Genomic DNA, 25,281 nt, shown 5'->3' on the forward strand with positions numbered 1-25,281 from the left:
GGCCCAAAAGCCGCACTCTCACGAATAGGACGGGCTAGACGCGGTGCTGCGGCGTGAGACCGGCGACATCCAGCACGCCGCCGGCAGCTGCCGCATGAGCGGCGTCGAGGATGTTCATGGCGTCGTCAATCCTGATGGCGGGGTGAAAGGCATCGCGGGCTTGCGGGTCGCCGACGCCTCGATCATGCCGTCGGATTGCCGGGCCAACACGCATTTCACGACGGTGGTAATTGGCGAAGCGATCGCGCGGATGATGATGCGGTAGTTTCTACCGCATCATTCCCATTATTCGATCCTGCGGAGCGAGCGATGGGGCGCAGGGAGCGCCCTATCGGGAGCCTCGAAGGATGAATGGTCGAGATGCTCGATAGTTTGCAGCGACAGAGGGCCGTCGCCCTTCGACGCAATGTTAGCAAAGCACCGAGAAAGAATGTCTGTGGACTGGACGGCAGCGGCATCTCGACATTGACGGCCGCCTCGGTTGGCAAAGCATCGGTTTTCCCGCGCCGATGTCGTGTCCGGCGCGGGAAACCGGAACTCTGAAGGAGTGTTCCTAAGCCTTTGCAAACCGTTGTGGGGCATTTCCGCCAATGCGGGTCTCGGCAGCGGCTTCGTCGATGGCAGCCATCAACTGAGCAGTGGCGGAGTGTTGAATCATATGCCCGGCTCCAGCGATGCGATGCAATTTACTATGCTTGATTTCACCGTGCAGTCTGACCGACTGCTTGTTGATGTCGATCAGACGGTCCTCGTCGCCTGCGATTATAATGGTGGGGATATTGACCTGGTCATAGGTCTTCGATGACTCGATCGCAGCGGGTATCATCAACGCCGATTCCGCCGCGCTGGCACGCATCTGTGATGGTCGCACCGCCATCTCCTTGGGGAAGCCATCGAACTTATCGGGGACTGACCGAGGGCCGAACATCTTGCGTAACATGGCTGGCCACAATACGCGACTGAGGATTGGCGAGATTGTGTGGCTGATGGCATCGCCCATCCCAGGCATTGCAGATACCGAGGAGGCCGCTACGTCGGCACGGGCAGTTGGAAAATAGTAGCCCGATGCCAGCACCAAAGCTTCGACAAATGACGGATGTCTTATCGCCAGCGCAAGAGCGACGGAAGCACCCCATGAATGTCCAAGCACAATTGCCTGCCGAACGCTCAGCCGATCAAGTGCCTTTCGGATCAAATTTGCCTGTGCTTCGGGAGTCCAGATCACGTTGCGCGGCCGCGAGCTGTGACCAAATCCAGGACGGTCGAATACAATCATCCTGTAGCCATTGGCCGCCAGATCGATCAGTCCGCTGGATTCAAAGTCCTGGATCATGCTGCCGTTGCCGTGAAGGAGCACCAGCGGACGCCCCTCGCCGCGTTCCACGTAGTGCAACCGGGCGCCGTCGATATCCAAGAACTGCCCACGGGGTGGGTTATCGCGTTCGGCCTTTCTGGCGAAGCGTTGGTTTACGATCGCTGCCACCCCGAGGAGGGAAGCTGCCCCCGCAAAGGCCGCAAGCGCAGGATGTCGCCGCAAGGCAACCATGTAGCTGAACGACAGGGAGGGGGAGCGTGATCGTGCGAGAGCCATTTGCAGTACCTCAGGTGGTCTGCACGATGACTCAGTCAATTGAGAAATGTTGCAGCTTATCGTCAACGGGGGCCGTTGAGCTTTCGTTCCAACACAAAATTGGGGCGGCCTTGCGAGCATCTCGGGCCAAGATCATTGCGAGGTGCTTTTGTGTTCGCACCCCGTCATGGCCGCTGTCGCGTCTCGCAGGCAAGCCTTTCGCCGCGTCTTGCGGGCCTCACTCAATTGAGAAATCATTCGGATGCCAGATCAATGCGACAGAATTGGAACATCAACCATTGATTCCCGTTCAAGCCTGTTACGCCTTTCAAAGGAGTGACTGCTATGGCAAACAACAAGAATCCCGATGAGAAGCAACCCGGCGAGAATCCGGATGGCAAATACCACTACAATCCCGGAAACATGTCTGGGAAAACGCCCGACGATGCGGAGCAGACTAAGGAAGATCGCGAAGTTTCGCGTGAGCACAAAGACGAGAAAAAGCCCGCCGAATAACATTCACTGATCGAAATCGGCGATTTTTGCGTATTAAGTCGAAGATGATCGGGAGAAACTCTAGCGGAATTCCACGAGAATCGACCCATCGCCAGACGCGCGCCTGACGATGGGCCATCCCGGGTGGATGGCGCGAGCTGAGTGGTCAGGCCTCGCACCACAGACCGGTCTTTCAACCGTTCAATCGGAGCACCGTTCCTGTCAGAAGCGCGACGGAGGTGGCTTTTCGTTTCCGCATCGACGTGCTGGTCAATATTGATCACTCGCAACGGGTGATCAGAGGCATCGACGCCTAGGAACCCTCTGGAACGAGCATGCAGTCCAAACACTCAGGCGGCAAATTCCCGGAGCGATGCGATGATTGCAGCTGATGGGTAGGGCTTGCGAAGAAACTTCGCACCGTCGGGCAGCTCGGGACCCTTGATGAGATTGCCCGAGACGACCAGGAGTTTTATCGGTGGCCATCTTTCGCGAACGGCTATCGCGAGCCGAACGCCATCCATCGAACCGGGCATCCTGACGTCTGTGAAGGCCGCGCAGGCATCACCCCCATGAAGCGAGCAGGCTTCATCCGCGCGGAAGCCGGACAGAAAAGCACGTACCTGTTTGTTGGTTCGATACCACAGAAATCTCGCCGCCATGGGCTTCGACGATCAATTTTGCGATGTAGAGGCCAAGCCCAAGGTGTGTGCTGTGCTCGGACGGCTTTCCGACATCCTGGCCGCGCGTCCAGGATTGAAAGATTGATTTGCGAACCTCAGGCGGGATTGAAGATCCAAAATTGTGCACGTTGATCGTCACAGCGTCGGGATCATTGCCCGCGACAGTCACCCTGATCGGAGACGTCACGTCGCCATATTGGATAGCGTTGCCCATCAGGTTGGACAACACCTGCCCCACGCGCGTGGGGTCGCAGCAGACCAACGGATCACCCTCATGCGTGACCTCAAATCTCCGATCTGCGTTGACGGCGCGAAACTCATCCGCGATTTCCTGACACAAGGCCGCAACGTCGATCCTGATCTTTGTAACCGGAATCTGGGTGCCGAAGGACGAGCGCGTGAGATCGAGCAAGTCGTTGAGAATTTGCGTCGCCCGCCCTGCCGCCAGCCTGATCTCCGAAACGACCCTGGCCTGCTTTGCGTCGGTTGTTCCGGATTTCTCCATCCACTGGGCGCCCATCGAAATGGCGCCGAGGGGATTGCGCAGATCGTGGCCAAGGACCCCCAGAAACAGGTTACGCGAGTCATTTATCGTCTTTGTATAGTGCGCTACCGACTCCGTTACGGCCTGATCGATCGCCTCGTTGAACCGCGTCAAATCCTCGATATCGGTCGCGGCAAGGTTCCGATGGTGCGCTACCCACTGCTTGACCACGCTTGCGCGAAGCGCCCTGTATTCCGAAACCATCTGATCGATGTCAAAGCCGTCGGCCAGACGTAGAGCGGCATGAAGCTCCGCGGCGCTCTGAGAAAAGGCGCTCTCTTCCGGGCCGTCGCCCCGCGATTTATCAAACTGCTCCCGCGGGGTTTGTACAGTTTCGAGGTCGTCCGCCACGAACCCAAGAAGATCGACGATATGATCTTCCAGAGCCAGCTTTGACATCCGATCGCTGGCCGGTGACAGGGTTCGAGCGAACTCCGTCCATTCTTTCACAATAGGGGCGTGGTTCCGTCGAATGAAGTCAGCAAGGCGTTCATACTCTCTCCGCTCAGTAGAACTGCTCAAAGCGAACTCCCAAAGTAGACGACTGCAGACCACATCCTGCGTGCACTACAAGCGCCTCTTGCGTGCCATGCCCGCCTGCGGTCCGGAACGCCAAATTTCGACTATAGCTACTGGCCCGCCCTGTCACAACTGCGCTGCCAGAAGAGACTAGTCGATTGCACGACCGCCCCTCAGGAACCGATGGTATGACTGCCGTTTGTACGCAGTTCACGATTGTGTGGTGCGCCGGTTCCGGTGCAATGGTTCAAGTGCCGCAACGTCGTCGACGCGACGAGCCTTGCGCCTCAGATCACTCCCGCCAGCCGCAGCGCCACGCCCGCCGCGCAGCTCCCCGCCAGCACCGTGAGCATGCCCAGCTTGAAACGGAAGATCGCGGTCGCAGCGGTGATCGACAGCACCAGCGCCGGGACGTCGACACTCGTCAGCACCGGCATGTCGAAGTTCAGCGAGAACGCGTGCACTGGCACGGTCTGACGGAACAACGTATGCAGCGCGAACCAGATCGAGAGGTTGAGGATCACGCCGACCACGGCGGCGGTGATCGCGCTGAGCGCGCCGGCAAGGCCAATGTTGCCGCGCAGGCGCTCGATATAGGGCGCGCCGACGAAGATCCAGAGAAAGCAGGGCGTGAAGGTGACCCAGGTCGCGAGCAGTCCGCCGAGCGTCGCTGCCAGCATCGGCGATAGGCCGCTGGGATCGCGGTAGGCCGCCATGAAACCCACGAACTGGAGCACCATGATCAGCGGGCCCGGCGTGGTCTCGGCCACGCCGAGGCCGTCGAGCATCTCGTGCGGCTTCAGCCAGTGATAGTGCTCGACCGCCTGCTGGGCAACGTAGGCCAGCACCGCGTAGGCGCCGCCGAAGGTGACAAGCGCCATCTTCGAGAAGAACAGGGCGATCTGGCTGAACACATTGGCCTGTCCGAGGAACAGCAGCAGCGCGATCACCGGGACAAGCCAGAGCGCCAGCCACAGTGCGCCGACGCGGATCGCGCGCGCCGCGTTGGGGCGGACATGATCAGGCACGGCATCGCCGAGCATGCTGTCGATCACGGCGCCGCTGCCGCCAGGGCCGTGACCGGCCGGCGCGAACTCCGGACGGCCAGCTCGCGCGCCGGCATAGCCGATGATGGCGGCGGCGATGATGATGACGGGGAAGGGGACTGCGAAGAAGAAGATCGCGACGAAGGCCGCGGCCGCGAGCCCGATCATGATGCGGTTCTTCAGGGCGCGCTTGCCGACGCGCACCACGGCCTCGACGACGATGGCGAGCACGGCGGCCTTGAGCCCGAAGAACAGCGCCTCGACGAAGCTGACATTGCCGAATGCGGCATAGACGTAGCTGAGGCCCATGATGGCGATGATGCCGGGCAGGATGAACAGCCCGCCCGCCATGAGGCCGCCGGCGGTGCGGTGCATCAGCCAGCCGACATAGGTCGCAAGCTGCTGCGCCTCAGGTCCCGGCAGCAGCATGCAGTAGTTCAGCGCATGCAGGAAACGGCCCTCGGAGATCCACTTCTTCTCCTCGACCAGGATGCGGTGCATCACCGCGATCTGGCCCGCGGGCCCGCCAAAGCTGAGGCAGGCGACGCGGAACCAGACGCGAAAGGCCTCGTTGAAGCTGACGCCGTGACCGGCGTCAGCTCCTGCTTGAACGTTACGGATGTCCATTTACGCCTTCACCTTGTTGGTCGGCCAGTTGTGCGTCTCGGTGGTGGCGTCGCGGCACCAGCGGTAGAAGGCATCGTAGAGCGTCATGCCGGCCTCGAGCTGTTCGAGGTCGTCGTCGTACATCCGGGACAACCCGAGCGAGGCCGCGAGTAGGCCCGGAGCCTCCGGCGCCAGATCCGGCCGCGCGGTGTCGGCGCCGCGCACCAGCGTCGCGAGGCGAAGCAAAGCCGGCGTTGCGATCCCGAATTCCTCGATCATCACGTCGAAGGTGCAGAGCTCGCCACGGTGGCTCCAGAACACGTTCTCGATGTCGAAGGGGGCCGCGCCGAAGCGCTCGCCCACGCCCACCACTTCCGACGGCGCTACGTACAGGAACACCGCGTTGGGATCTACGAAGCGGCGGATCAGCCACGGGCAGGCGATGCGATCGACCTTCGGTCGCGCCCGCGTGACCCAGACGGTGCGTCCCTTGGCATCGCGTGGCGGCAGCTTGCGGGCATCGAGCAGCGGCAGCCCGGCCGCCTTCCAGCCCTCGAAGCCGCCCTCCAGCGTTTCGGCCTGCACGCCGAGCTGGCGCAGCCAGGCCGCGGTGCCCTGGGCAAGCTTCTCGCCGCGGAAGCACGAGACGACGGCGCGGCGGCCGGCGAAGGTGCCGCCCCAGTCCGTCACATTGTCGTGGCTGAGCTTGATGGAGCCGGGGATCAGCCGCCGGTCGGCGGCAAAATCCTCCTCGGTGCGCACATCGATCAGTGTAGGCGCGTTCGCCGTGCCGATCAGCCGTGCCATTTTGTCAGACGAAATGGTCGTGAATGTAGACATGATGCGTCCTCGCAAGAAACAAACGGGACGCGATGCTTGGGCCTGTCGCCTCGTGGGGAGATCGCTCAAATCCCCATGACCCAGATTACAGCGAAACTAACTAGCACTGTCAATCCGCGGAACGATTGGACCTTAGAAAATTGGTGCCCGCCGTCTATATTGCGCGCCGGCAGACCTGAATCTTCCGGAGAATTCGATGCATTCCCATTCCATCGAACAATGGACCCACGACCACGCCTTCCTGGGCGAGAAACACGACGAGAACGAACGCCGCACCTGGCTGGTGGTCGTCCTGACGCTGGTCATGATGGGCGGCGAGATCGTGGCAGGCTCGCTGTTCGGCTCGATGGCGCTCTTGGCCGACGGCTGGCACATGGGCACGCATGCGGCGGCGCTCGGCATTGCCGCCTTCGCCTATCGTTTCGCACGGCGACATCTGGGGAATGCGCATTTTACCTTCGGCACCGGCAAGTTCGGGGATCTCGCCGCCTTCGCCAGCGCGATCATCCTGGGCCTGATTGCGGTCGAGATCGCCTATGAGAGCGTGCTGCGGCTGTTCACGCCGGTGCCGATCGTCTATGGCGAAGCCATGGCCGTGGCTGCCCTCGGCCTGTGCGTCAATCTCGCCAGCGTGTGGCTGCTGCGCGATAGCCACGACCATTACCATCACGACCATGGCCATGCGCATGATGACCACGACGATCATGACCGCGACCACGATGATCACGGTCATCATCACCATCACCACGACAACAACCTTCGCGCGGCCTATGTCCATGTCATGACCGATGCCGCGACCTCGGTGCTGGCGATCGCAGCGCTCGCCGTCGCCATGTATTCGGGCTGGGTCTGGGCCGATCCGGCGGTGGGGCTGATCGGCAGCGTCGTGATCGCGAGCTGGGCGTTCGGCCTGATCAAGTCATCGGGTGCGGTGCTGCTCGACGTGCGCGCCGACGAGAAGCTGGAGCGGGTGATCCGGGCCCGCATGGAGGTCGGCGACGATCGCGTCACCGACCTCCATCTCTGGCAGGTCGGCCCCGGCCATTGTGCCGTGCTGCTCTCGGTGGTGTCGGACAAGCCGAAGCAGCCGGCCGTCTACAAGCGGCGGCTCGCGGGGCTGAAGGGCCTCAGCCATGTCACCGTTGAGGTGGAGACGTGTCCGCATTAGCGGAGAATGAATGGGACTTCTCGCAGAGAGAGAAGTAATTTGTGTGAGTTATTCTGAGTTGTGCATAGCTGCCGCGGATGCAACCAGCCCAGGCCTTTCGCAGAGCGTGATCTGGTTCATAACCGGGCGACCGGATGCGCAGTATGGATTCGGGTGCGCTCTATGAGGGCATCCGCCGAATGCGCGACTGCCCCGGGCAAGATCCCGGTCAATATCAGGTAAGTGGAATAGCGCCGGCCTTGAGAGGCCATTCACCTGAGAGCCCGGTCAACTGAGGCCGGGTTCGGAGAGACCAGCATGGGCCTCGTGCAGCAGGACACAGTGGTCCTCTTGGTCGATCTCGTCGAGTCTGTGCGGCTGATGCGGGAGCATGAGGCGTCCGCCGTGCATCGGTGGACAGACTTCGTCCAACTTGCCACGGGCCAAATTCTGCCGCGTTATCGCGGCGGCCTCGTGAAAAGCCTCGGAGACGGGCTGATGGTCCGCTTCGAGTCTGTGTCTGACGCCGTCAATGCCGCGGCCGACATGCACCGGAGTATCGCTGTTCAGAACACGGGGCGTCCCGAAGATCAACACTTCCGGCTTCGTGCAGGGATCAACGCTTCCACCGCGTGGAGCGACGGCATCGACATCTACGGCACCGGTATCAATCTTGCAGCCCGGCTCGCAACCCTTGCCGGTCCCGGTGAAACGATCGCCAGCGAGGCCGCGCATGAAAAATTGGCGGCTCTTGCCAGCCTTGCCAATCCGGGCGAGACGATTGGCAGCGCTGCGGCACGCGACGAGCTGACGCACGGTGTGGACGCGCTTTGCGAAGATCTGGGCGACTGCATCCTCAAGCACTTTGACAAGCCGGTTCGCGCCTACCGCGTTGGTCCGGCGAGTCCGCACCCGAGCCTCGCCGCTCGGCGAGACTATGGGACTCCCATGGAACCGACGATCGCCGTAATCCCTTTCGACTCGCGCAAGGACGCGGAGGAACATCTCGACATCGGTAACCTGATCGCGGACAGCGTGATCTGGCGCCTATCCAAATCGGCGAACCTCAAGGTGATCTCGCGTCTGTCGACCGATACATTCCGCGGCAGGGTAAGCGATGTCGCGGAAGTATCGGCGCATCTCGGTGCCACCTACATTCTCAGCGGCAGCTACGTGCTCGCTGCGGACCGGATACTGGTGACAGCGGAGCTCTCGGCGGCGCGAACCAACCAGGTCGTCTGGACCGACCGCCTGAGCGGGGGTATCGGCGACCTGCTGCAGCCGGAGAGTGAACTGGCGCACCGCATCGCCGCTGCAGTGCATCTGTCGGTCTTCGATGCCGAGGTCGAGCATATCATGACCCAGCCGTTGCCGACGCTGGAGAGCTATTCCCTGCTGCTTGGCAGCATTCGCCTGATGCACCGATCGAACAAGGACGAATTTCTCCAGACGCGCAAGGCTCTGGACGAACTAATCGATCGCCACGGCCGGATAGCTGCCCCACGCGCCTGGCTCGCCAACTGGTACATCCTGCGCATGACGCGCGGCTGGTCCGAGGACCGCAAGCGCGAGGCCGCTGAGGCATTGAGCGCCACTCGCGCGGCGCTCGACCGCGACCCCTCCGATGCGCTTGCGCTCGCGACCGAAGGTTTCGTCTATTGTCACATGTTGAGAGATCTGGACACCGCTCGAAAGCGGTGCGAGCAGGCCGTCGATGCCAACCCCAGCCACGCGCTGGGCTGGCTCTACCGCGGCACCGTCAACGCCTTCAAAGGCGAGGGCGAGGTGGCCGTTGCAGCAACGCGGCGTGCGATGGAGCTCTCTCCGCTTGATCCGCAGCGTTATTATTTCGAGTCCCTCGGAGCTACGGCTCTCCTTTCTGCACATCGATACGGCGAGGCGGAAAAGCTCGCGCGCTCCTCCCTCGTTCTCAATCGCATGCATCCGTCCACCTGGCGGGTCCTTACCATCGCACTCGTTTCGCAGGGACGGATAGAGGAGGCGCGCGAAGCGTTGGGCAAGATGCGCGAGCTCGAGCCGCAGTTGACCGTGGATCGATACATCGGGCGCCTCCCGAATGCGCAGCTCGAAACAGGCAGGCACTGGGCCCGCTGCCTGGAAATCGCAGGTTTACCGACGACAGGCTGACTGAACTCATACCGACTTATTTCATAAGGAGGCAGGCAATGGCTCAATTAGGCGGAGCAGGAGGAGCAGGAGGAGCAGGCGGCGCAGGTGGTGCTGGCGGAGCAGGCGGCGCCGGGGGAGCGGGCGGCGCTGGAGGGGCCGGAGGGGCGATACTTGGCACACTCGGCGACGTCTGGGCCAATCCCATCATGGTGGATGCACTCATCCACGCTCGCGAAGGGACGATCGTTGTTCCCGAAATCTCGACGTCTCCATACTTTTACTTCTACGCGCCGGTCTTGCCGACAACGATCGACGATCCTGCCCAACTGGACCGCTGGGAGCCGTGGGTGCGCGCCTACACGGCGGTCGGAGAGATGCTGCAGGGCATCACTCTTCAGGTGTCGGGCACCGATCCAAACGCATTCCTGGTTCGGTCGCCCTCATACGTGATCGCGGAGATAGGGCGTCCGAGCGAGTCGACGTTTAAAAACCAGATTGCGATGGTCCTGAGTTGGGCCGAGCTGCGCAACGAACGCGCCACGGAAATCATGGCGCAGATCGATCCACAGCATGCCTTCTGGTCTTCGGTCGTGTATCTGCATCCCGAGAGGACCAGACGCACGTTCGAGCTCATCAACATGGTCCTGCAGTTCTGCGTTTACGTGGAAATGCGCTTCAAGCATGCGCTGGCGTGCTGGCGGCCCGTCGAATACAACGCCGAGGTGCAGCCGATGATCACGACGCCGGGACACGGAAGCTTCCCGAGCGGACATGCGACGCAGGCCTATGCAGTAGCCTACGTGCTGAAACGGCTATTGAGCCTGCATAAGGCGACACCCGGATTCCCCCAGATCGTCGAGCAGCTCGAGCGCCAGGCGGCACGGATCGCAACCAACCGGGTCGTGGCCGGAGTCCATTTTCCGCTCGACAGCATGGCAGGGCGGATGCTGGGCGTCGCCCTGGGCGAGTATTTCGTCGGGCGTTGTCTGGGGAGCACAGCAACCAAGATCCGCACGTTCAACGCGGGCTACGCGAACAGCAACTCCAGCACGGACTTCAATCCCTTCCATGCTGACCAGGCGCTCAATGCCAACAAGTTCTATTCGGAAGCCACCGGAGGGACCGTCACGCAGTCTCTGCTGATGAAGGAGCTATGGGACAAGGCCTACTCCGAAGTGTCGACGAGGTTCCCGTAGGAAACACGTCCCTGCAACCGAAGTGGAGCGCATTCCATGGCCGAGGAATTGCCGAGATGCTTTGACCCGTATCTCCGGTACGCGATCAGGAGCGAGTTCAAGAACTTCGAATTTTTCGACGAGCAGGAGTCCAAGCTATTCCTGTTCGTGGAGCTCAAGCACGCCGGGCTGGCCGGTGATTTTGTGAGAGCTATGAGTCGTGACATCTTCGGCGCCGAATTCGGACTGACCAGTCCGAACTCGCGACATCTGACCATGCGGGCTTACAAGAGAGCGATCAAGCCGGAAAGCTTCCGGGCGTGGAACGACAACGTATCCCGGGTCGAGTTGTCGCTTCCGTTGAAGCCGACGGCCATAGAAAAAGGCGCGCAGCGCGTCAGGTCCGCGAGCGCAGCAGCACCGACATCTCTCCTCGTTGGCGTGATCGACGATGGCTGTCCGTTCGCCGCCGCTCAGTTCGTCAAATGGACCGCGGGCGTCGCAACCGGCACACGCGTGCGCGGCATTTGGGATCAGAACGAGGACCCAGCCAGAGCCCCGATCCCGGTAGGTCCCGACGTCTTCGGCGAGAAGCCGTTCGATTTCAATTACGGCCTCGAGTTCTTTCGAGAGTCCGTACCGGGCGTAGTTGGGCTGAACGACTGGATCCAGTTGCACAAGAGAGTAAACACGATCGACGAGGATAGCTGCTACGCGGATGCGGGTTTCAAGACCCTTAAGCATCAACGCTCGCATGGCGCACACGTGATGGACGTCCTCGCAGGACGCATTCCGCCCTCGGCACGCATCGCGCGGCGCGATCCGCCGAGTTGGAATCCCGGGCATCCCTTAACAGATCCCGCTTGCGAAGCCGATATCGTGTTCGTGCAGTTTCCGGAGAGCTGCCTTCGTGATGCGACCGGCGTTTGGCTGAAGGGTTACGTCGCGGATGGGATCGAATACATCATGTCATTTGTCGATTCCCGCATAACGAACGTGGTGATCAATGTCAGCTACGGACCGACGACCGGATCTCACGATGGCACCTCGGAACTTGAGGACAAGCTGAGGGAGCTTGTCACCTATTACGACGGCACTTCCGGAAATCCAAAGCTGGATATTTTTCTGTCCGCCGGCAACACGTATCTGGGCGAGGGGCACGTCCGTTTCGTGAGGCAGACCATGGCAGACCCCGACCATGTCGAATGGACGTGGCGTCTTCCTCCCGACAACACCGTGCTCTGCTTTGCCGAAATCTGGATGAAGAAGAACCACACGGACAGTGTCATTGTTACGCTCACCTCGCCCGGCGGTCGGAGCTCCTCGTCGACTACCGGCCCAGCGCCTCCCGGTCCCCCACCTCCGCCGCCCGCTGTACCCGCGCTTCCGCCCTACACCGGCGCGTATGCCCCGGTTGACTGGGGTGACAACAGGGTGTGGCTGATTGCGGTCGAGCCCACCATCGCCGGGGCCGGCATGGTGCCCGAGCATGGGAATTGGAAGATCAAGGTGGAGGGCATCGAGGTGGGGAGCGAGCTTCATGCCTATGTGGCACGTACCGATCCGAACATGAACATGCGCACCGGTGCAAAGCGTTCGTATTTCGTCGATGCCGGATGGGAGGCGGGTCGCGCGGCCGAGGCCGGTTGCACGTATGCCGGTGGGGAGTTCGACAAGAGCGGATCGCTTGTTTCTCGCCTGGGCACCCTTAACGGGATTGGTACGGATAGCGTCGCGGGTGTGCACGTGGCCGGCGGCTACATTCTTTCGGCGCCAAAGCGCAAGTCGCCTTATTCGTCGGCGGGCCCTGCACGACCCGGGCCCCACCCACTGCGAGTCGGTCCCGACTACGCGCTGTTCTGCGACGAGTCGTATGCTCTCCAGGGCGTATGCGCCGGGGGCAATCGAAGCGGCGCCGTGTTTCGCCTCATCGGCACCAGCGCCGCCGCGCCGCAACTCGCGCGACTGGTTGCTGGCGGGCAACCTTTAACGGTACACGATGCTCCAGCCAGTCCTCCGGACGAGAAGCGAGGTTGGGGCGATCTCGATCCGCCGTGACCTGTGGGCGAAGAGCACGGTCACGACCATGGCCATGCGCATGATGACCACGACGACCATGACCGCGACCACGATCATCATGGCTATCACCATCATCACCACGACAACAACCTTCGTGCGGCCTACGTCCATGTCATGACCGATGCCGCGACCTCGGTGCTGGCGATCGCAGCGCTCACCGTCGCCATGTATTCAGGCTGGGTCTGGGCCGATCCGGCGGTGGGGCTGATCGGCAGCGTCGTGATCGCGAGCTGGTCGTTCGGCCTGATCAAGTCATCGGGTGCGGTGCTGCTCGACGTGCGCGCCGACGAGAAGCTGGAGCGGGTGATCCGGGCCCGCATGGAGGTGGGCGACGATCGCGTGACCGACCTCCATCTCTGGCAGGTCGGCCCCGGCCATTGTGCCGTGCCGCTCTCGGTAGTGTCGGACAAGCCGAAGCAGCCGGTCGTCTACAAGCGGCGGCTCGCGGGCCTGAAGGGCCTCAGCCACGTCACGGTCGAGGTCGAAACCTGCTCGCATTGACCGGCAGCACGAACGGACCCGTCGCGTTGTGCTGCTGCCACCAGGCTGGCAGCAGCGCTGTGCTAACGCCCCGGCGGAACTCCGTGACGGGAGATGGTGGTGGGCGAGTGGGCCGGGGTTGCGATCGCGCTGGCGTCGAGCAGCTTCGGCGGGACCGCTGCGGCCATCACGCGCTATCTCGTCGACGGTGCCGATCCCGTCCTGCTCGCGATCCTGCGCTGGGGGATCGGCTTTCTCTGCTTGTTGCCTTGCGCGCTTCTGCTCGGCGTGCGGTGGCCGCAACGGCCCGACTGGCCGGTGGTCATGCTGCTTGGCATCTGCTTCTTCGGCCTGTTCTTCATCCTCTATAACATCGCGGTCTCCTACACGACCGCCGCGCGCGCCAGTCTCGCGCTGGCGACGTTGCCGCTCCACACCATGATGGTCGGCGCGCTGCTCGGCGTGGAGCGCCTGTCCGCGCGGAAGATCACGGGCGTCGGCATCGCCGTGCTCGGTGTGGCGGCGGCCCTTGCCGCGGGCCTCGCGCAGAGCCCGCCCGGCGCCTGGCGCGGCGAGTTGATCATGACCGGCGCCGTGTTTTGCATGGCGTTCTACAACGTGTTGTCGCGTTCGCTGATGCGGCGCTCCAGCGCGCTCGGCTTTCTCACCGTCGGCATGGGCGCCGGCGCCGTTATGCTGGTGCTGGTGGGTCTGGTTAAGGGTAGCTTTGCGGCGTTCGAGCACTTCACGATGGCGCAGTGGATTGCCGGCGTCTATCTGGGCATTTGCGGCGGCGCGCTCGCCTTCATCCTCTGGGTCATGGCGCTGGCGCGGGCGACGCCGACCCGGGTCACCAATACGATGACGGTCAATCCGATCGCCGCGGCTCTGCTGGCGGCGCTGCTGATCGGCGAGCCGATCACGGGAAATCTTCTGGTCGGGCTGGTCGCGGTGTTCGCCGGTATCTGGATTGCGACCAGCGAGGCAAAGGCGGCTTAGCTCCGCGGCGCGGTCACCGGCGGCGGGCTCGCTTCGGGGGTCTTCTTCGGCTTCAGCGTGCCGGCATAGAACGAGAGCAGCCACACCAGGAGGACGGCGAGGAGATAGACGCCCCAGGCCTGCGGCGGCGTGGTCGCCCAGCGCAGGAGGCCTTTGAATGTGCGGGGCGGGCCGGCATCGTCGCTCATGGCTCGCTTCTGCGCGAAAGCGGCTGCGCCGTCAATCCGGTGGCCGCTCGGGGCGGATCAGGAACAGCGCCACGAGCGCCGAGAGGCTGAGCGCAGACGAGACGATCAGCACCTTGGCGCCCATGAGGTCGATCAGCAGGCCGAAGGCGAGCGGCGCCACCGCCTGCGCCATCCGTGCCGGGGCGCCGATGATGCCGAGACGATAGCCGAAATCCTTCGGGCCGAAGATCGACAGCGGCAGCGTGCCGCGGGCGATCGTCAAGATGCCGTTGCCGGAACCGTGGAACAGCGCGAACGCGCTCGCCGCTGCGCCGCCGAAGATCGCAAGGATCATGACTCCGAGCGGGTGGGTGAGGCAGGCGAGCCGGGTCGACCACAGCGGATGGAAGCGGCTGAGGAAGCCGGCCTCGAGCATGCGCGCCCCGACTTGTGCCGGGCCGATCAGTGCGCCGGCCGCGATCGCCTCGGCCGGCGTCGCCCCTGTCGCCTCCAGGATCCGCGGGAAATGCGCGGCCATCGCGCCGGTGACGGTCCAGACCGCCGCGAAGATGAAGGCCAGCAGGAGCATGGTGCGGTCGAGCGGCAAATGCGGCTTCTCGGCCGTGGCCGCGGCCTGCTTCGCGCCCTTGATCGCCGGCAGCATGAAGAAATTGAGCGGCAGGCCGATCAGGACGTTGGCTGCGGCCCATGCAAAACAGGTGTCGCGCCAGCCGATATGGGCGATGCCCCAGGCGGTGAGCGGCCAGCCGACGGTGGAAGCGAACCCCGCCATCAGCGTGATGCCGGTGATGGGCCGGCGTGCCTCGGTGCCGTAGATGCGGCCGAGCGCTGCGAAGGCGGCGTCGTAAAGTCCCATGGCCATGCCGATGCCGAGCACGAGCCAGGCGATCGCCATCACCGCGATCGATTGCGAGAACCCAAGGAGCACGAGGCCGGCGGCGATGATCAGGTTCGAGGCCGACAGCACCTGACGGCCGCCGACGAGATCGATCTGCCGTCCGATACGCGGGCCGAGCATGGCCGAGATCACCAGCGCGGCCGAAAACGCGCCGAAGATCCAGTTGGAGGAGACGCCGAGGTCGTGTGCCATGGGATCGGCGAGCAGCGCCGGCACATAATAGCTCGAGGCCCAGGCCAGGGTCTGCGTGGTGCCGAGCGCCAGGATGATCGGAAGCTGGCGCTGGGTCATCCGCGCGGGCTTCCGATTTCGGCCGACGAAGTCATCATCGCCCACATTTGCCGTTCGCGCGGCGAGGGCGTCAACCGGCGCTGCGACATATTCGACCTGCAGGGGACGGGAGCCTGGTGCACACGCGGGCTTGCGCCTTTCGCTCGTCACGAATGCACGCCATAATGGCGCATGCAATTGACCTCGCGCCTCGATCACCCATGTTGATGCCCCTCCTTGTTAGGCTGACAGATTCTTAGATCAAGTTGCGCGATGACGTGGTTTCGAAGGTCTCCGATGGCGTGAAGAACGGATGGTGTATTCGGGAAGAGATAGGCGCCGCTGGGCTGGCGATCAATTAGCAAACGCTTGGTTCGGATCTGAACATAGAGCCAGTTTACTGGAATCTCGAGCCTTCGGGCCAGTTCGGGCGGGCTGAGGTATGAGTCGTCATGCTCCCATCGGCTGCGCTGGGCAGTTACCTTGATGGCGGCGGCACGACGGAGCCGCCCAACGGTGATAGGCAGCACCTTATCGGCGCAACGGGGAGAGCGGTGACCTTCCCGAGTAAGGATTGTGGCGATCTTGTCGTCTGGGACGCCGTCGCGAGCGAGCGTCAGAAGGCGTTCCCGCATCTCTGTGCCTCGCGTCAATCTGGTGACGGAGTTGACGCTCATCTTCACTTCGAGCTCCGTCACGGCGCCTCCCCGCCAGACGATCCTAGCCAGGGCCAAGTCGCGCTCACCGCGGTCGAGAACGACCTTTTCGATGAGACATCGCAACAACGCCTTGCGATGCGCATCCGAGATAGTCTCGTCACCCCATATCTGCGGGAGGCGGCCGGTGAGGCTGATGACCTTGTCGTTGAGCTCCTTGCTTATGGCCACTTGTGTGATGGCTTTGGGCGGCGTCTGTCGGGCAAGCGCCTCTTCGGCGGCGCGCACGTCGTTTAGCGCCGCTTCCCATCGACGCTCGAGTTCCGAGGCGACCAACCGATTATCTGGATCAGCTCGGTTGAACTGCCGTTCGGCGAGCGCCGCCGTGTATCGCTTGCGCTCGAGCTCTCGTTCTGCACTGGAGCGTAGCGCATTGTTCGTCTGCTGCTGCACCCGGCGGGAGCGCGACAAGGCATCGAGTTCGGCCGGCGCTAGTGCGGTTAGGAATGCGTCGCCAACGGCTGCATCGATATGGGCGGCGCGGATGTGTTGGCAGGTTGGCTGACCTTCCTGGGTACGCAGGTGATTGCATACATATTCGCCGCCGCCCTTGTAGCGGACGTACATCTTATGGCCACATCGTGCGCACCAGGCAATGCCGTGGAGCAGGAGCTCGCCATTGCGAGGCGCGCCGCGGGTTTTGATGCGCATGTATTCGGCTCGGTTATCTCTGATGACGGATCGGATTTTTTCATAAATTGGCCAGTCGATATAGGCTGGATATCGATCTTTAACGACGATCCGCCACTCCTCCATCGGCCGCGGAGCCTTTTGTGGCAGGGCCCCCTCCCGCTTCGGCGGCCGGAAGCGGGTTCGTCCATAGACAAAGGCGCCCGCGTATGCGGGGTTCTTCAAGATCGCCGCGACGGCAGCCAGCGTCGCGCGCGTCCAGCACAAATCGCCATATCGATCACGACGCGGCAGTTCCAGGTCACGCTCGTTCAACGCTCGCATGACCTTGGCAACGCTGCGCAGCTGCAGGAATAACTGGAAGACGAGACCGAGCCGCCCTTGCACGGCCATGTCGGGATCCTTAACGACCACACCGCTCGGGTCCCGCATCAGCCCGATTGGCAGCATAACCGCAAGTTCGCCGCGTTCGGCTTTGGCCAGCAGGCCGGCGGTCAGCCGGCTGCGGATCGTATGTAGCTCAAGCTCGGAGATCGAACCCTTCAGCCCGAGAAGCAACCGTCCGTTGGGAGTGCCCGGATCATAGACACCATCGCGGTCGGCGATCAGGCAGCCACGTAGACCACAGATATCCAGGAGCGGATACCAGTCGGTACAATTACGCGCCAAGCGGGTCACGTCGATCGACAGGATGAGTCCCACTTCACTCAGGCCAACACGGCCAACGAGTTCCTTGAAGCCGTTACGCTGTGCTATAGACGCGCCGCTCAACCCGAGATCGGCATCAATCACGTCGATGGCCGCCTCACGCCATCCGAGTTCGCGGGCGCGCTGGCGAAGCGCGTATTGAAGGCGCAGGCTCTCCTGATTGCTTACGACCTGATGGGGCGTCGACTGCCGGATGTAGACTACGGCTTTGCGCGCCAAGTGGCTTGGTGTGACCAGCTCGGACTTCATGAGGGATCTCCGCCAAAATTGCGGCGACGTCTTCGACGATCTGGCGTCGGAGCGCGGGCGTCAGCGTCGACCAAAGATCGGCTGGATCCATGCTCATGTGCGTCGGGACAATCCGCTGTCGATAAAAGCTCGAGTAGAGCCTCCATACTCAGCTTAATCTGATTTGCCTCTTGCTCATAATATTCGATTGCGGTTGCTTGAATCAGAAGACTGCTTCCTGCGCGATACTCAACTTCATACGAAGCGGGAATGCCTCGGCCTCGCTGACCGATCTTCCTAATCACTCGATATGAGCGCCCCCACAAAGGATGGTGGGGGTCCCGAACCTCGACCACCTCCGGAAATGATTCGTCAGACTCACTATCAGGGACATTCCTCAATCCCCTCGCTTGCGCTGATGAACTGGCTGACCGGCCAGGGGCTCACGGGCCTGCCCGAAAACGAGCTGCTCCGCGGCTTCTGCGAGCGCTGCTGCGCCGAGGGGCTGGAACTGTCACGCGGTCTCGTCGTCATCGACACGCTGCATCCGATCTATGAGGGCCGGGGCTTCCGCTGGAGCGACCGGCCCAGCAACGAGAGCGATGCGTTCGAATACGGCTCGACCGCCGACGGCGACGCGGCAAAGAGCTGGCGCCGCTCGGTGTTCTTCCACATGCTCGAGAATGGCCACGACGAGATGGTGATTGATCTCGCGGAGGCCCCGTCGATGGATTTCTCTCAAATCGGCGATCTCGCGGAAAAGGGCCACAAGCACTATCTCGCCTTCGTGCATCGGTTCGGCGAGAATGGCGCGCTTGGCCTGATGGATTGCCTCTATTCCTGCTGGACCACCCGCCGCGAGAGCGGTTTCTCCGGACTGGAGCTGGAGGCGCTACGCGATCTCGTGCCGGTGCTGGGTCTTGCGATCAAGTCGGCACAGCAGGTCGACATCGTGCGCACGCTCGGCCGGGTCTATCTCGGCCGCGATGCCTCCGAGCAGGTGCTGCGCGGGCGCATCTCCCGCGGCGTCACCGAGCGCATCAACGCCGTGCTGTGGTATTCGGACCTGCGCGGCTCGACCGGGATCAGCGAGAGCATCGGCCCCGACGAGATCATTCCGTTCCTCAACGACTATGCACAGACGGTGATCGACGCGATCCACCACGCCGGCGGCGATGTGCTGAAACTGATCGGCGACGGCGTGCTGGCGATGTTCTGGGGCGAGGATATGGCGGATGCGCGGCGGGCCGCGCTACGGGCCGAGCACCTGTTCCGCAAGAATGTCGCTGCGCTGAACAAGCGTCGTGCGGCGGAGGGCCGACCGACCACGTCGGCCTATGTCGGCCTGCATGTCGGCGAGGTCTTTTACGGCAATATCGGCAGCGAGGACCGGCTCGATTTCACCGTGGTCGGCCCGACCGTCAACGAGGTCAGCCGCATCGCCTCGATGAGCCACTCGGTCGACCGCGAGCTGCTGGCCTCATCCGAGTTCTATGGTGGCCTCGATGCCGCCGGCCGGCGCTATCTCGTCTCCACCGGCCGCTACGCCCTGCGCGGCATCGGCCGCGCGCAGGATCTCTATACGCTCGATCCGGAGGTCGACGCGAACGAGCCGGTGACGGGGAGCTACGAACGCTACCTGGCGAATTGAACCCGCAACGACGTGGCTAGCATTGCGCCGCCACTTCGTCCCCCACCATGTCCGGCTGCCGGTCCAGCGCCACCGCCGGTGACAGCAGGATCACGAGCGCCTGCAGGCCGAAGACGGCGGCGGCGAGATAGAGGCACGCTTCCGCGCTCCAGAGGCCGCCGACGAGAGCGCCCAGCGCCGAGCCGAGCGGACGGGCGCCATAGCTCATGATGTTGATGGCGGAGACGCGTCCCAGAAGGCGCGGCGGCGTCACCGACTGGCGCAGCGTCGTGGTCGAGATCACCCACAGGATCGGACCGACGCCGAGCAGGAAGAAGCTCAAGGCCGCGAGCCACGGCGAGGGCAGCAGCACCGTCAGCGCCATCACCAATGCGGCGACGAAGCCGGTGACGGGGCCGAGTCCGACCACGGTGCCGAAGGCAATGCGCTGCATCACGCGCGTGGCGAGGAGCGCGCCGATCACCATGCCGACGCCGTACATCGTCAGCACCGCGCCGACACCGGCCGCCGTCAATCCGAGATGGCGCACGGCATAGGGCACGAACACGGCGATCTGCAGGAACCAGCCAGTGTTGAAGATGAACTGGGTGATGAACACCGGCCGCAGCAGCGGATGGTGGAACACGAAGGACGCGCCTTCGCGGATCTCCTGGAGCGGATGGCGTCGCGGCGCCGGCCCGCGCGCGGGCTCGTAGATGCCGGAGAGCAGCACGACGGCGATGGCCGAGAGTGCCGCGGCAAAGCCGAAGGCCGGGCTGGCGCCCCACCATCCCACCAGCGCGCCGCCGAGCGCAGGGCCGCTGGCGAAGGCGATGGTGCGCGCGAGCTCGATCCGCGCATTCGCTGCCGGCAACAGCTCCGAGCTCACCAGCGAGGGCACCAGCGCCGGCGCGGCGACGCTGTAGACGACGGTGCCGCACACGGCAGCGAAGCCGAGCAGGGCCAGCAGCGCCAAGTCGAGGGCCCCCAGCGCCAGCAGGAGCACGATGGCGGCGAGCGCGGCCGCCCGCAACGCCTCGGCGCCCGCCATCAGCCGGCGGCGGGAGATGCGGTCCGCGAGCACGCCGGCGGGAATGGCGAACAGGACGAAGGGCAAGGTGAGCGCAGTCTGGAGCAGGCCGGTCTGACCTTCGGCCACCCCCAGCGTCAGCACGGCGACGATGGGCGCAGCGGCGAGCGCGATCTGCTCGGCCGATTGCGCCGCAAGGTTCGACCAGGCGAGGCGATTGAAGGTGTCAGGGAGGCGAGGGGGCGTTGACATGGCTCATATCCTGCAAAGGCGAATTGGCGCCAATGTTCACCCTGACGACCCCCAGACCCACCCGCTTCCCGACAAGAGGCAAAACCCCCGCGGTCCGCGCCGGAACGGTGCGGCTAGATGCAGTTGCAAATGAGTTGCAATAAGAAAGAATTTGGGTATTGTGCCGGCATGGATGCCCTATCGCCCCACCTGAACCCCGATTCCGCCGGCTGGCGTGCCGACGCGCCCACCACCAAGAGCCTCGCCGAGGTCAATTCCACAGTCGCGATCCCGCGGGGCCACTGGTCCCGACGGCTGCTGGCCTTCGTCGGTCCGGGCTATCTCGTCTCGGTCGGCTACATGGACCCCGGCAATTGGGCGACCGACCTCGCCGGCGGGTCGAAGTTCGGCTACACGCTGCTCTCCGTCATCCTGCTCTCGAACCTGATGGCGATCCTGCTCCAGTCGCTGGCGGCGCGGCTCGGCATCGTCACCGACCGCGACCTCGCGCAGGCCTGCCGGGCGACCTATTCGCCTGCGGTGAACTTCCTGCTCTGGATCGCCTGCGAGGCGGCGATCATCGCCTGCGATCTCGCCGAGGTGATCGGCACTGCGATCGCGCTGAAACTGCTGTTCGGCATTCCCCTGATCGGCGGCGCATTGCTCGCCGCGCTCGACGCCTTCCTGCTGCTGCTCCTGATGAACCGCGGATTCCGTTTCCTGGAAGCCTTCGTCATCGCGCTGCTGGCGGTGATCGCGGTCTGCTTTGCGATCCAGATCGTGGCTGCGGCACCGCCGGTGGCTGAGGTTCTGCGCGGCTTCGTGCCGAAGACCGAGATCTTCACCAATTCCGACATGCTCTACATCGCGATCGGCATCATCGGCGCGACCGTGATGCCGCATAATCTCTACCTGCACTCCTCGATCGTGCAGACGCGTGCCTACGAGCGCAACGACACCGGCCGGCGCGAGGCGATCAAATGGGCGACGACGGATTCCACCATCGCCCTGATGCTGGCGCTGTTCATCAACGCCGCGATCCTCGTCGTCGCCGCTGCGACCTTCCACAAGAGCGGTCATTCCGATGTCGCCGAGATCGGCCAGGCCTTCGAGCTCTTGTCGCCGCTGCTCGGCCTCGGCATCGCCTCGACGCTGTTCGCGGTGGCGCTGCTCGCCTCCGGCCTGAACTCGACAGTGACGGCGACGCTCGCCGGCCAGATCGTGATGGAAGGTTTCCTCGACCTGCGCCTGCCGAGCTGGGCGCGCCGCCTGCTGACGCGCGGCATCGCCATCATTCCCGTGATCATCGTCACGGCGATCTATGGCGAGCGCGGCACGGCGGATCTGCTGGTGTTCAGCCAGGTCGTGCTGTCGATGCAGCTGCCCTTCGCCGTCATCCCGCTGGTCCGCTTCGTCTCCGACCGCCGCAAGATGGGTCAGTTCGCGATACCCAAATCCGTCGCCGCGATCGCCTGGATCGTCGCGGGCGTCATCGTCGTTTTGAATCTGAAGCTGCTCGCCGATACGCTGTTCGGTTGAGTGGGGTGGGTGACGAGTAGCGAATGGAGCGTGCTTCTCCTATTCGCCATTCGCTCCTTCAATCCTGCGGCTCGGATGCCACATCGCCCTGCGCGTCGATGCGCAGCCAGCCTGAGGGGGCGAGGCGCTGCTGCGGCAGGAAGCGGGCCTTGTAGTCCATCTTCTTGGAGCCTTCGATCCAGTAGCCGAGATAGACGTAAGGCAGGCCTTGCCGGCGGGCGCGCGCGATGTGGTCGAGGATCATGAAGGTGCCCATCGAGCGGCCGACCTGGCTCGGCTCGAAGAACGAATAGACCATCGACAGGCCATCGCTGAGCACGTCGGTCAGGGCGACCGCGATCAGTTCCTCGCCGCGGCCGGTGAGGCCGCTGTCGGGGCCGCGCTTGCGGTATTCGATGATGCGGGTCTCGACGTGGCTGTCCTCGACCATCATGGCATAGTCGAGCACGGTCATGTCGGCCATACCGCCGTGGCGGTGGCGGGCGTCGAGATAGGCGCGGAACACCGAATATTGCTCGGAGGTGGGCACCGCACTGCGCTGTTCGCCGATGATATCGGCGTTGCGCGCCATCACCTTCCGGAAGCTGCGGGAGGGCCGGAACTCGTTGGCAATCACCCGGACCGAGACGCAGGCGCGGCACTGGTCGCAGGCCGGCCGGTAGGCGATCGACTGGCTGCGGCGGAAGCCGCCGTGGGTCAGGAGGTCGTTGAGGTCGCCGGCGCGGTCGCCGACGAGGTGCGTGAACACCTTGCGCTCATGCCGGCCGGGCAAATAGGGGCATGGCGAGGGCGCCGTGAGGTAGAATTGGGGGGTGTCGCGCGAGTGCTGGGTCAAGGGACGTCGTGGGCCTCCGAACTGAGCATCAGCATCGCGCTACGAAAGCCCCTGGTCAATCGGTCTGCTCGGCAGGTCAGATCACTCAGCTTAGTCGGTCCTGGTTGATAGGTTCTTGATCAGTACGGTCTTGCCGCTTGAGGCACGGGAGCGCGGACGGAATTGTTGATCACGACCGTGCCCAGCACGAAATCGTGCAGCAGGCGACGGCGGCCGTTGAACAGGCCGACCAGCACCACGAAGGGCGACAGGAACGAGACCGTGATCCAGAACAGCACGGCATGGGTGGCGCCGAGCACGAAGTAGCCGGGCGCGCCGTACCAGGTGCGCAATTCCAGGTCCATGACCCGCATGCCGATCGTCGCCGACGACGGACCGCCGATGCAGGCGCCGTAATAGACGATGGCCCAGATGACGGAGGCCGGCCAGGCGATCCAGAACAGGGCCCAGCCGATGCCGAGGGTGACCACGCCGAACAATGCGATGAAGACGTAGCCGAGGATCACGGGCACCGAGATCACGACCATGTCGATCAGGAACGCGAACACCCGCCGCGTCGCCACGCCGCGGAACAGTTCCGGATGCAGGTAGGGGTCGTAGGCGTGCGGCTGCACCCCGCCGTCATTGCGCCAGACGCCTGAATCACTTGAGTCATACGACATCGTCCGTCCTCCCGGGAGGAAAACCCCTCGTGTCACGACATGGGAGCAGACCATGCCCCTGCCAAGGGCGCGCGGGCGTCAGCAAACCGAAATATTCCGGCGATTCGGGGGCGGGCTGGTGGTCGAAGAGACGCGCTGGCGCGACATCCCGCTGTCGTCCCCGCGAACGCGGGGACCCATAACCCCAGGGAGAGGTTTGACGAAGATCAGCGGTTGATCCTTCGCCGGAACGAACAACGCGCGTCACGGAGAGATCGCGCGGTATGGGTCCCCGCGTTCGCGGGGACGACATTGGAGATGCAGTGGGTGCTACCCCTGCGTCAGTAGCTTCTCCGCTGCCTTCGGCGCGAAATAGCTCAGCACGCCGTCGGCGCCGGCGCGCTTGAAGGCGAGCAGGCTCTCCATCATGGCACGTTCGCCGTCGAGCCAGCCGTTGTTCGCGGCGGCCGCGATCATCGCGTATTCGCCGGAGACCTGGTAGGCGAAAGTCGGCATCGCGAATGTATCCTTCACGCGGCGGACCACGTCGAGATAGGGCATGCCGGGCTTCACCATGACCATGTCGGCGCCCTCGGCGATATCGAGCTCGACCTCGCGCAGCGCCTCGTCGGTATTGGCGCTGTCCATCTGATAGGTGCGCTTGTCGCCGGTCAGCGTCTTGGCCGAGCCGATGGCGTCGCGGAACGGGCCGTAGAAGGCGGAGGCATATTTGGCTGCATAGGCCATGATCTGCACGTCGAGCAGGCCGTTGCGGTCCAGCCCCTCGCGGATGGCGGCGACGCGCCCGTCCATCATGTCGGAGGGCGCGATGATGTCACAGCCGGCCTCGGCCTGCACCAGCGCCTGGCGCACCAGCACCGCCACCGTCTCGTCGTTCAGGATCCTGCCGTCGGAAATTAGGCCGTCATGGCCGTGGCTGGTGAAGGGATCGAGCGCGACGTCGCAGAGGATGCCGATCTCCGGAAACTCCTTCTTGATCGCACGCACCGCCTGGCAGACCAGGTTGTCCGGGTTGGTGGCTTCCGAGCCTTCCTCGTCGCGCAAGGAGGGGTCGGTGTAGGGAAACAGCGCGATGCAGGGAATGGTCAGCTTCATCGCGCGCTCGGCCTCGCGCACGGCCTGGTCGACGCTGAGGCGGTCGACGCCCGGCATCGAGGCGACCTGCTCGCGCTTGTTGTGGCCGTCGATTAGGAACAGCGGCCAGATCAGATCGTCGGTGGTGAGGACGTTCTCTCGCACCATGCGCCGGGCCCACTCGGCCTTGCGGTTGCGGCGCGGACGGACGGTCAGATCGAGGGCATGGGGCACTGCCGTGCTATCCCGGCGCGAAACCTCGCGCAATTCGATCGGACGTCCGTATTTGATCGCCATCACTCTTCCTCCGGCTGGAATTATTCTTATAC

19 protein-coding genes and 2 pseudogenes are annotated in these 25,281 nt (G+C 63.5%); 10 read left to right on the forward strand and 11 right to left on the reverse strand.

Annotation, left to right across the window (positions count from 1 at the left end):
• Window positions 1-34: 34 nt before the first annotated feature.
• Window positions 35-265, forward strand: a pseudogene (locus ABIF91_RS32755) (GMC oxidoreductase); the annotation flags it as partial.
• A gap of 288 nt (window positions 266-553) precedes the next feature.
• On the opposite strand, the gene ABIF91_RS32760 reads toward ABIF91_RS32755, so the two are convergent.
• Complete coding sequence (locus ABIF91_RS32760) at window positions 554-1,591, reverse strand: alpha/beta fold hydrolase (RefSeq protein ID WP_028179058.1); 1,038 nt, start codon at window positions 1,589-1,591, stop codon at window positions 554-556.
• Window positions 1,592-1,915: 324 nt separating this feature from the next.
• On the opposite strand from ABIF91_RS32760, the gene ABIF91_RS32765 reads away from it, so the two are divergent.
• Window positions 1,916-2,086 carry a hypothetical protein gene (locus ABIF91_RS32765; protein WP_162832005.1) on the forward strand — a complete coding sequence of 57 codons (171 nt, stop codon included), beginning with the start codon at window positions 1,916-1,918 and terminating at the stop codon, window positions 2,084-2,086.
• 567 nt (window positions 2,087-2,653) lie between these two features.
• On the opposite strand, the gene ABIF91_RS32770 is transcribed toward ABIF91_RS32765, so the two are convergent.
• The 3 genes from ABIF91_RS32770 to ABIF91_RS32780 all read right to left on the reverse strand — a co-directional run bounded on the left by ABIF91_RS32770 (window position 2,654) and on the right by ABIF91_RS32780 (window position 6,303).
• Window positions 2,654-3,847 carry an ATP-binding protein gene (locus ABIF91_RS32770; protein WP_424579606.1) on the reverse strand — a complete coding sequence of 398 codons (1,194 nt, stop codon included), beginning with the start codon at window positions 3,845-3,847 and terminating at the stop codon, window positions 2,654-2,656.
• Between the two features lie 251 nt (window positions 3,848-4,098).
• Entirely contained in the window at window positions 4,099-5,484 is a 1,386-nt protein-coding gene (gene chrA, locus ABIF91_RS32775) for a chromate efflux transporter (protein WP_424579607.1), read from the reverse strand.
• The gene (locus ABIF91_RS32780; protein ID WP_028179055.1) at window positions 5,485-6,303 is read right to left on the reverse strand and encodes a chromate resistance protein ChrB domain-containing protein; all 819 of its coding nucleotides are present in this window, start codon (window positions 6,301-6,303) and stop codon (window positions 5,485-5,487) included.
• A 196-nt stretch (window positions 6,304-6,499) separates the two neighbouring features.
• On the opposite strand from ABIF91_RS32780, the gene dmeF reads away from it, so the two are divergent.
• The 6 genes and pseudogenes from dmeF (at window position 6,500) to ABIF91_RS32810 (ending at window position 14,313) form a co-directional block, all read left to right on the forward strand.
• Window positions 6,500-7,471 carry a CDF family Co(II)/Ni(II) efflux transporter DmeF gene (dmeF, locus tag ABIF91_RS32785; RefSeq protein WP_028179054.1) on the forward strand — a complete coding sequence of 324 codons (972 nt, stop codon included), beginning with the start codon at window positions 6,500-6,502 and terminating at the stop codon, window positions 7,469-7,471.
• Between the two features lie 297 nt (window positions 7,472-7,768).
• On the forward strand, window positions 7,769-9,598 hold the full coding sequence (locus ABIF91_RS32790) for an adenylate/guanylate cyclase domain-containing protein (RefSeq protein ID WP_035680113.1): 1,830 nt from the start codon (window positions 7,769-7,771) through the stop codon (window positions 9,596-9,598).
• Between the two features lie 188 nt (window positions 9,599-9,786).
• Window positions 9,787-10,776: a phosphatase PAP2 family protein gene (locus tag ABIF91_RS32795; protein ID WP_050995358.1), complete on the forward strand. Its 990-nt coding sequence runs from the start codon at window positions 9,787-9,789 to the stop codon at window positions 10,774-10,776.
• A gap of 36 nt (window positions 10,777-10,812) precedes the next feature.
• Complete coding sequence (locus tag ABIF91_RS32800; RefSeq protein WP_028179052.1) at window positions 10,813-12,813, forward strand: hypothetical protein; 2,001 nt, start codon at window positions 10,813-10,815, stop codon at window positions 12,811-12,813.
• Between the two features lie 15 nt (window positions 12,814-12,828).
• Window positions 12,829-13,335 (forward strand): annotated as a pseudogene (locus ABIF91_RS32805) (cation diffusion facilitator family transporter); the annotation flags it as partial.
• A 99-nt stretch (window positions 13,336-13,434) separates the two neighbouring features.
• On the forward strand, window positions 13,435-14,313 hold the full coding sequence (locus ABIF91_RS32810) for a DMT family transporter (protein ID WP_028179051.1): 879 nt from the start codon (window positions 13,435-13,437) through the stop codon (window positions 14,311-14,313).
• Here the strand turns inward: ABIF91_RS32810 and ABIF91_RS32815 are convergent.
• The 3 genes from ABIF91_RS32815 to ABIF91_RS32825 form a co-directional block, all read right to left on the reverse strand.
• Window positions 14,310-14,501: a hypothetical protein gene (locus ABIF91_RS32815; protein WP_028179050.1), complete on the reverse strand. Its 192-nt coding sequence runs from the start codon at window positions 14,499-14,501 to the stop codon at window positions 14,310-14,312. The two genes, ABIF91_RS32810 and ABIF91_RS32815, sit on opposite strands and share 4 nt — an antisense overlap.
• A gap of 31 nt (window positions 14,502-14,532) precedes the next feature.
• Window positions 14,533-15,690 carry an MFS transporter gene (locus ABIF91_RS32820; protein WP_028179049.1) on the reverse strand — a complete coding sequence of 386 codons (1,158 nt, stop codon included), beginning with the start codon at window positions 15,688-15,690 and terminating at the stop codon, window positions 14,533-14,535.
• A 194-nt stretch (window positions 15,691-15,884) separates the two neighbouring features.
• The gene (locus tag ABIF91_RS32825) at window positions 15,885-17,972 is read right to left on the reverse strand and encodes a recombinase family protein (protein ID WP_049810452.1); all 2,088 of its coding nucleotides are present in this window, start codon (window positions 17,970-17,972) and stop codon (window positions 15,885-15,887) included.
• Between the two features lie 343 nt (window positions 17,973-18,315).
• Here ABIF91_RS32825 and ABIF91_RS32830 point away from each other — a divergent pair, with 343 nt between their 5' ends.
• Window positions 18,316-19,602: an adenylate/guanylate cyclase domain-containing protein gene (locus tag ABIF91_RS32830; protein ID WP_424579608.1), complete on the forward strand. Its 1,287-nt coding sequence runs from the start codon at window positions 18,316-18,318 to the stop codon at window positions 19,600-19,602.
• Window positions 19,603-19,618: 16 nt separating this feature from the next.
• Here ABIF91_RS32830 and ABIF91_RS32835 read toward each other — a convergent pair whose 3' ends face one another.
• A complete protein-coding gene (locus ABIF91_RS32835; RefSeq protein WP_028179047.1) occupies window positions 19,619-20,863 on the reverse strand; it encodes an MFS transporter in 1,245 nt (414 codons plus the stop codon).
• A 168-nt stretch (window positions 20,864-21,031) separates the two neighbouring features.
• Here ABIF91_RS32835 and ABIF91_RS32840 point away from each other — a divergent pair, with 168 nt between their 5' ends.
• Entirely contained in the window at window positions 21,032-22,381 is a 1,350-nt protein-coding gene (locus tag ABIF91_RS32840) for an Nramp family divalent metal transporter (RefSeq protein WP_028179046.1), read from the forward strand.
• Window positions 22,382-22,439: 58 nt separating this feature from the next.
• On the opposite strand, the gene ABIF91_RS32845 is transcribed toward ABIF91_RS32840, so the two are convergent.
• The 3 genes from ABIF91_RS32845 to hemB form a co-directional block, all read right to left on the reverse strand.
• Complete coding sequence (locus tag ABIF91_RS32845) at window positions 22,440-23,216, reverse strand: arginyltransferase (RefSeq protein WP_028179045.1); 777 nt, start codon at window positions 23,214-23,216, stop codon at window positions 22,440-22,442.
• A gap of 119 nt (window positions 23,217-23,335) precedes the next feature.
• Entirely contained in the window at window positions 23,336-23,878 is a 543-nt protein-coding gene (locus ABIF91_RS32850; RefSeq protein ID WP_028179044.1) for an RDD family protein, read from the reverse strand.
• Window positions 23,879-24,187: 309 nt separating this feature from the next.
• Window positions 24,188-25,249, reverse strand: a complete 1,062-nt coding sequence (gene hemB / locus ABIF91_RS32855; RefSeq protein ID WP_028179043.1) for a porphobilinogen synthase — start codon at window positions 25,247-25,249, stop codon at window positions 24,188-24,190.
• Window positions 25,250-25,281 lie beyond the last annotated feature (32 nt).

The sequence above is a fragment of the Bradyrhizobium sp. USDA 241 genome (genome assembly GCF_049739505.1).
Classification (GTDB): Bacteria; Pseudomonadota; Alphaproteobacteria; order Rhizobiales; family Xanthobacteraceae; genus Bradyrhizobium; species Bradyrhizobium liaoningense.

What these genes read in the sequence shown, in the direction of transcription:
- dmeF (WP_028179054.1), top strand. Translation starts at nt 6,500, where the DNA reads ATGCATTCCCATTCCATCGAACAATGGACCCACGACCACGCCTTCCTG.
- ABIF91_RS32780 (WP_028179055.1), bottom strand. Translation starts at nt 6,303, where the DNA reads ATGTCTACATTCACGACCATTTCGTCTGACAAAATGGCACGGCTGATC.
- ABIF91_RS32795 (WP_050995358.1), top strand. Translation starts at nt 9,787, where the DNA reads ATGGTGGATGCACTCATCCACGCTCGCGAAGGGACGATCGTTGTTCCC.
- ABIF91_RS32800 (WP_028179052.1), top strand. Translation starts at nt 10,813, where the DNA reads ATGGCCGAGGAATTGCCGAGATGCTTTGACCCGTATCTCCGGTACGCG.
- ABIF91_RS32840 (WP_028179046.1), top strand. Translation starts at nt 21,032, where the DNA reads ATGGATGCCCTATCGCCCCACCTGAACCCCGATTCCGCCGGCTGGCGT.
- chrA (WP_424579607.1), bottom strand. Translation starts at nt 5,484, where the DNA reads ATGGACATCCGTAACGTTCAAGCAGGAGCTGACGCCGGTCACGGCGTC.
- ABIF91_RS32825 (WP_049810452.1), bottom strand. Translation starts at nt 17,972, where the DNA reads ATGAAGTCCGAGCTGGTCACACCAAGCCACTTGGCGCGCAAAGCCGTA.
- ABIF91_RS32830 (WP_424579608.1), top strand. Translation starts at nt 18,316, where the DNA reads ATGATTCGTCAGACTCACTATCAGGGACATTCCTCAATCCCCTCGCTT.
- ABIF91_RS32820 (WP_028179049.1), bottom strand. Translation starts at nt 15,690, where the DNA reads ATGACCCAGCGCCAGCTTCCGATCATCCTGGCGCTCGGCACCACGCAG.
- ABIF91_RS32850 (WP_028179044.1), bottom strand. Translation starts at nt 23,878, where the DNA reads ATGTCGTATGACTCAAGTGATTCAGGCGTCTGGCGCAATGACGGCGGG.
- hemB (WP_028179043.1), bottom strand. Translation starts at nt 25,249, where the DNA reads ATGGCGATCAAATACGGACGTCCGATCGAATTGCGCGAGGTTTCGCGC.
- ABIF91_RS32835 (WP_028179047.1), bottom strand. Translation starts at nt 20,863, where the DNA reads ATGTCAACGCCCCCTCGCCTCCCTGACACCTTCAATCGCCTCGCCTGG.
- ABIF91_RS32760 (WP_028179058.1), bottom strand. Translation starts at nt 1,591, where the DNA reads ATGGCTCTCGCACGATCACGCTCCCCCTCCCTGTCGTTCAGCTACATG.
- ABIF91_RS32790 (WP_035680113.1), top strand. Translation starts at nt 7,769, where the DNA reads ATGGGCCTCGTGCAGCAGGACACAGTGGTCCTCTTGGTCGATCTCGTC.
- ABIF91_RS32815 (WP_028179050.1), bottom strand. Translation starts at nt 14,501, where the DNA reads ATGAGCGACGATGCCGGCCCGCCCCGCACATTCAAAGGCCTCCTGCGC.
- ABIF91_RS32765 (WP_162832005.1), top strand. Translation starts at nt 1,916, where the DNA reads ATGGCAAACAACAAGAATCCCGATGAGAAGCAACCCGGCGAGAATCCG.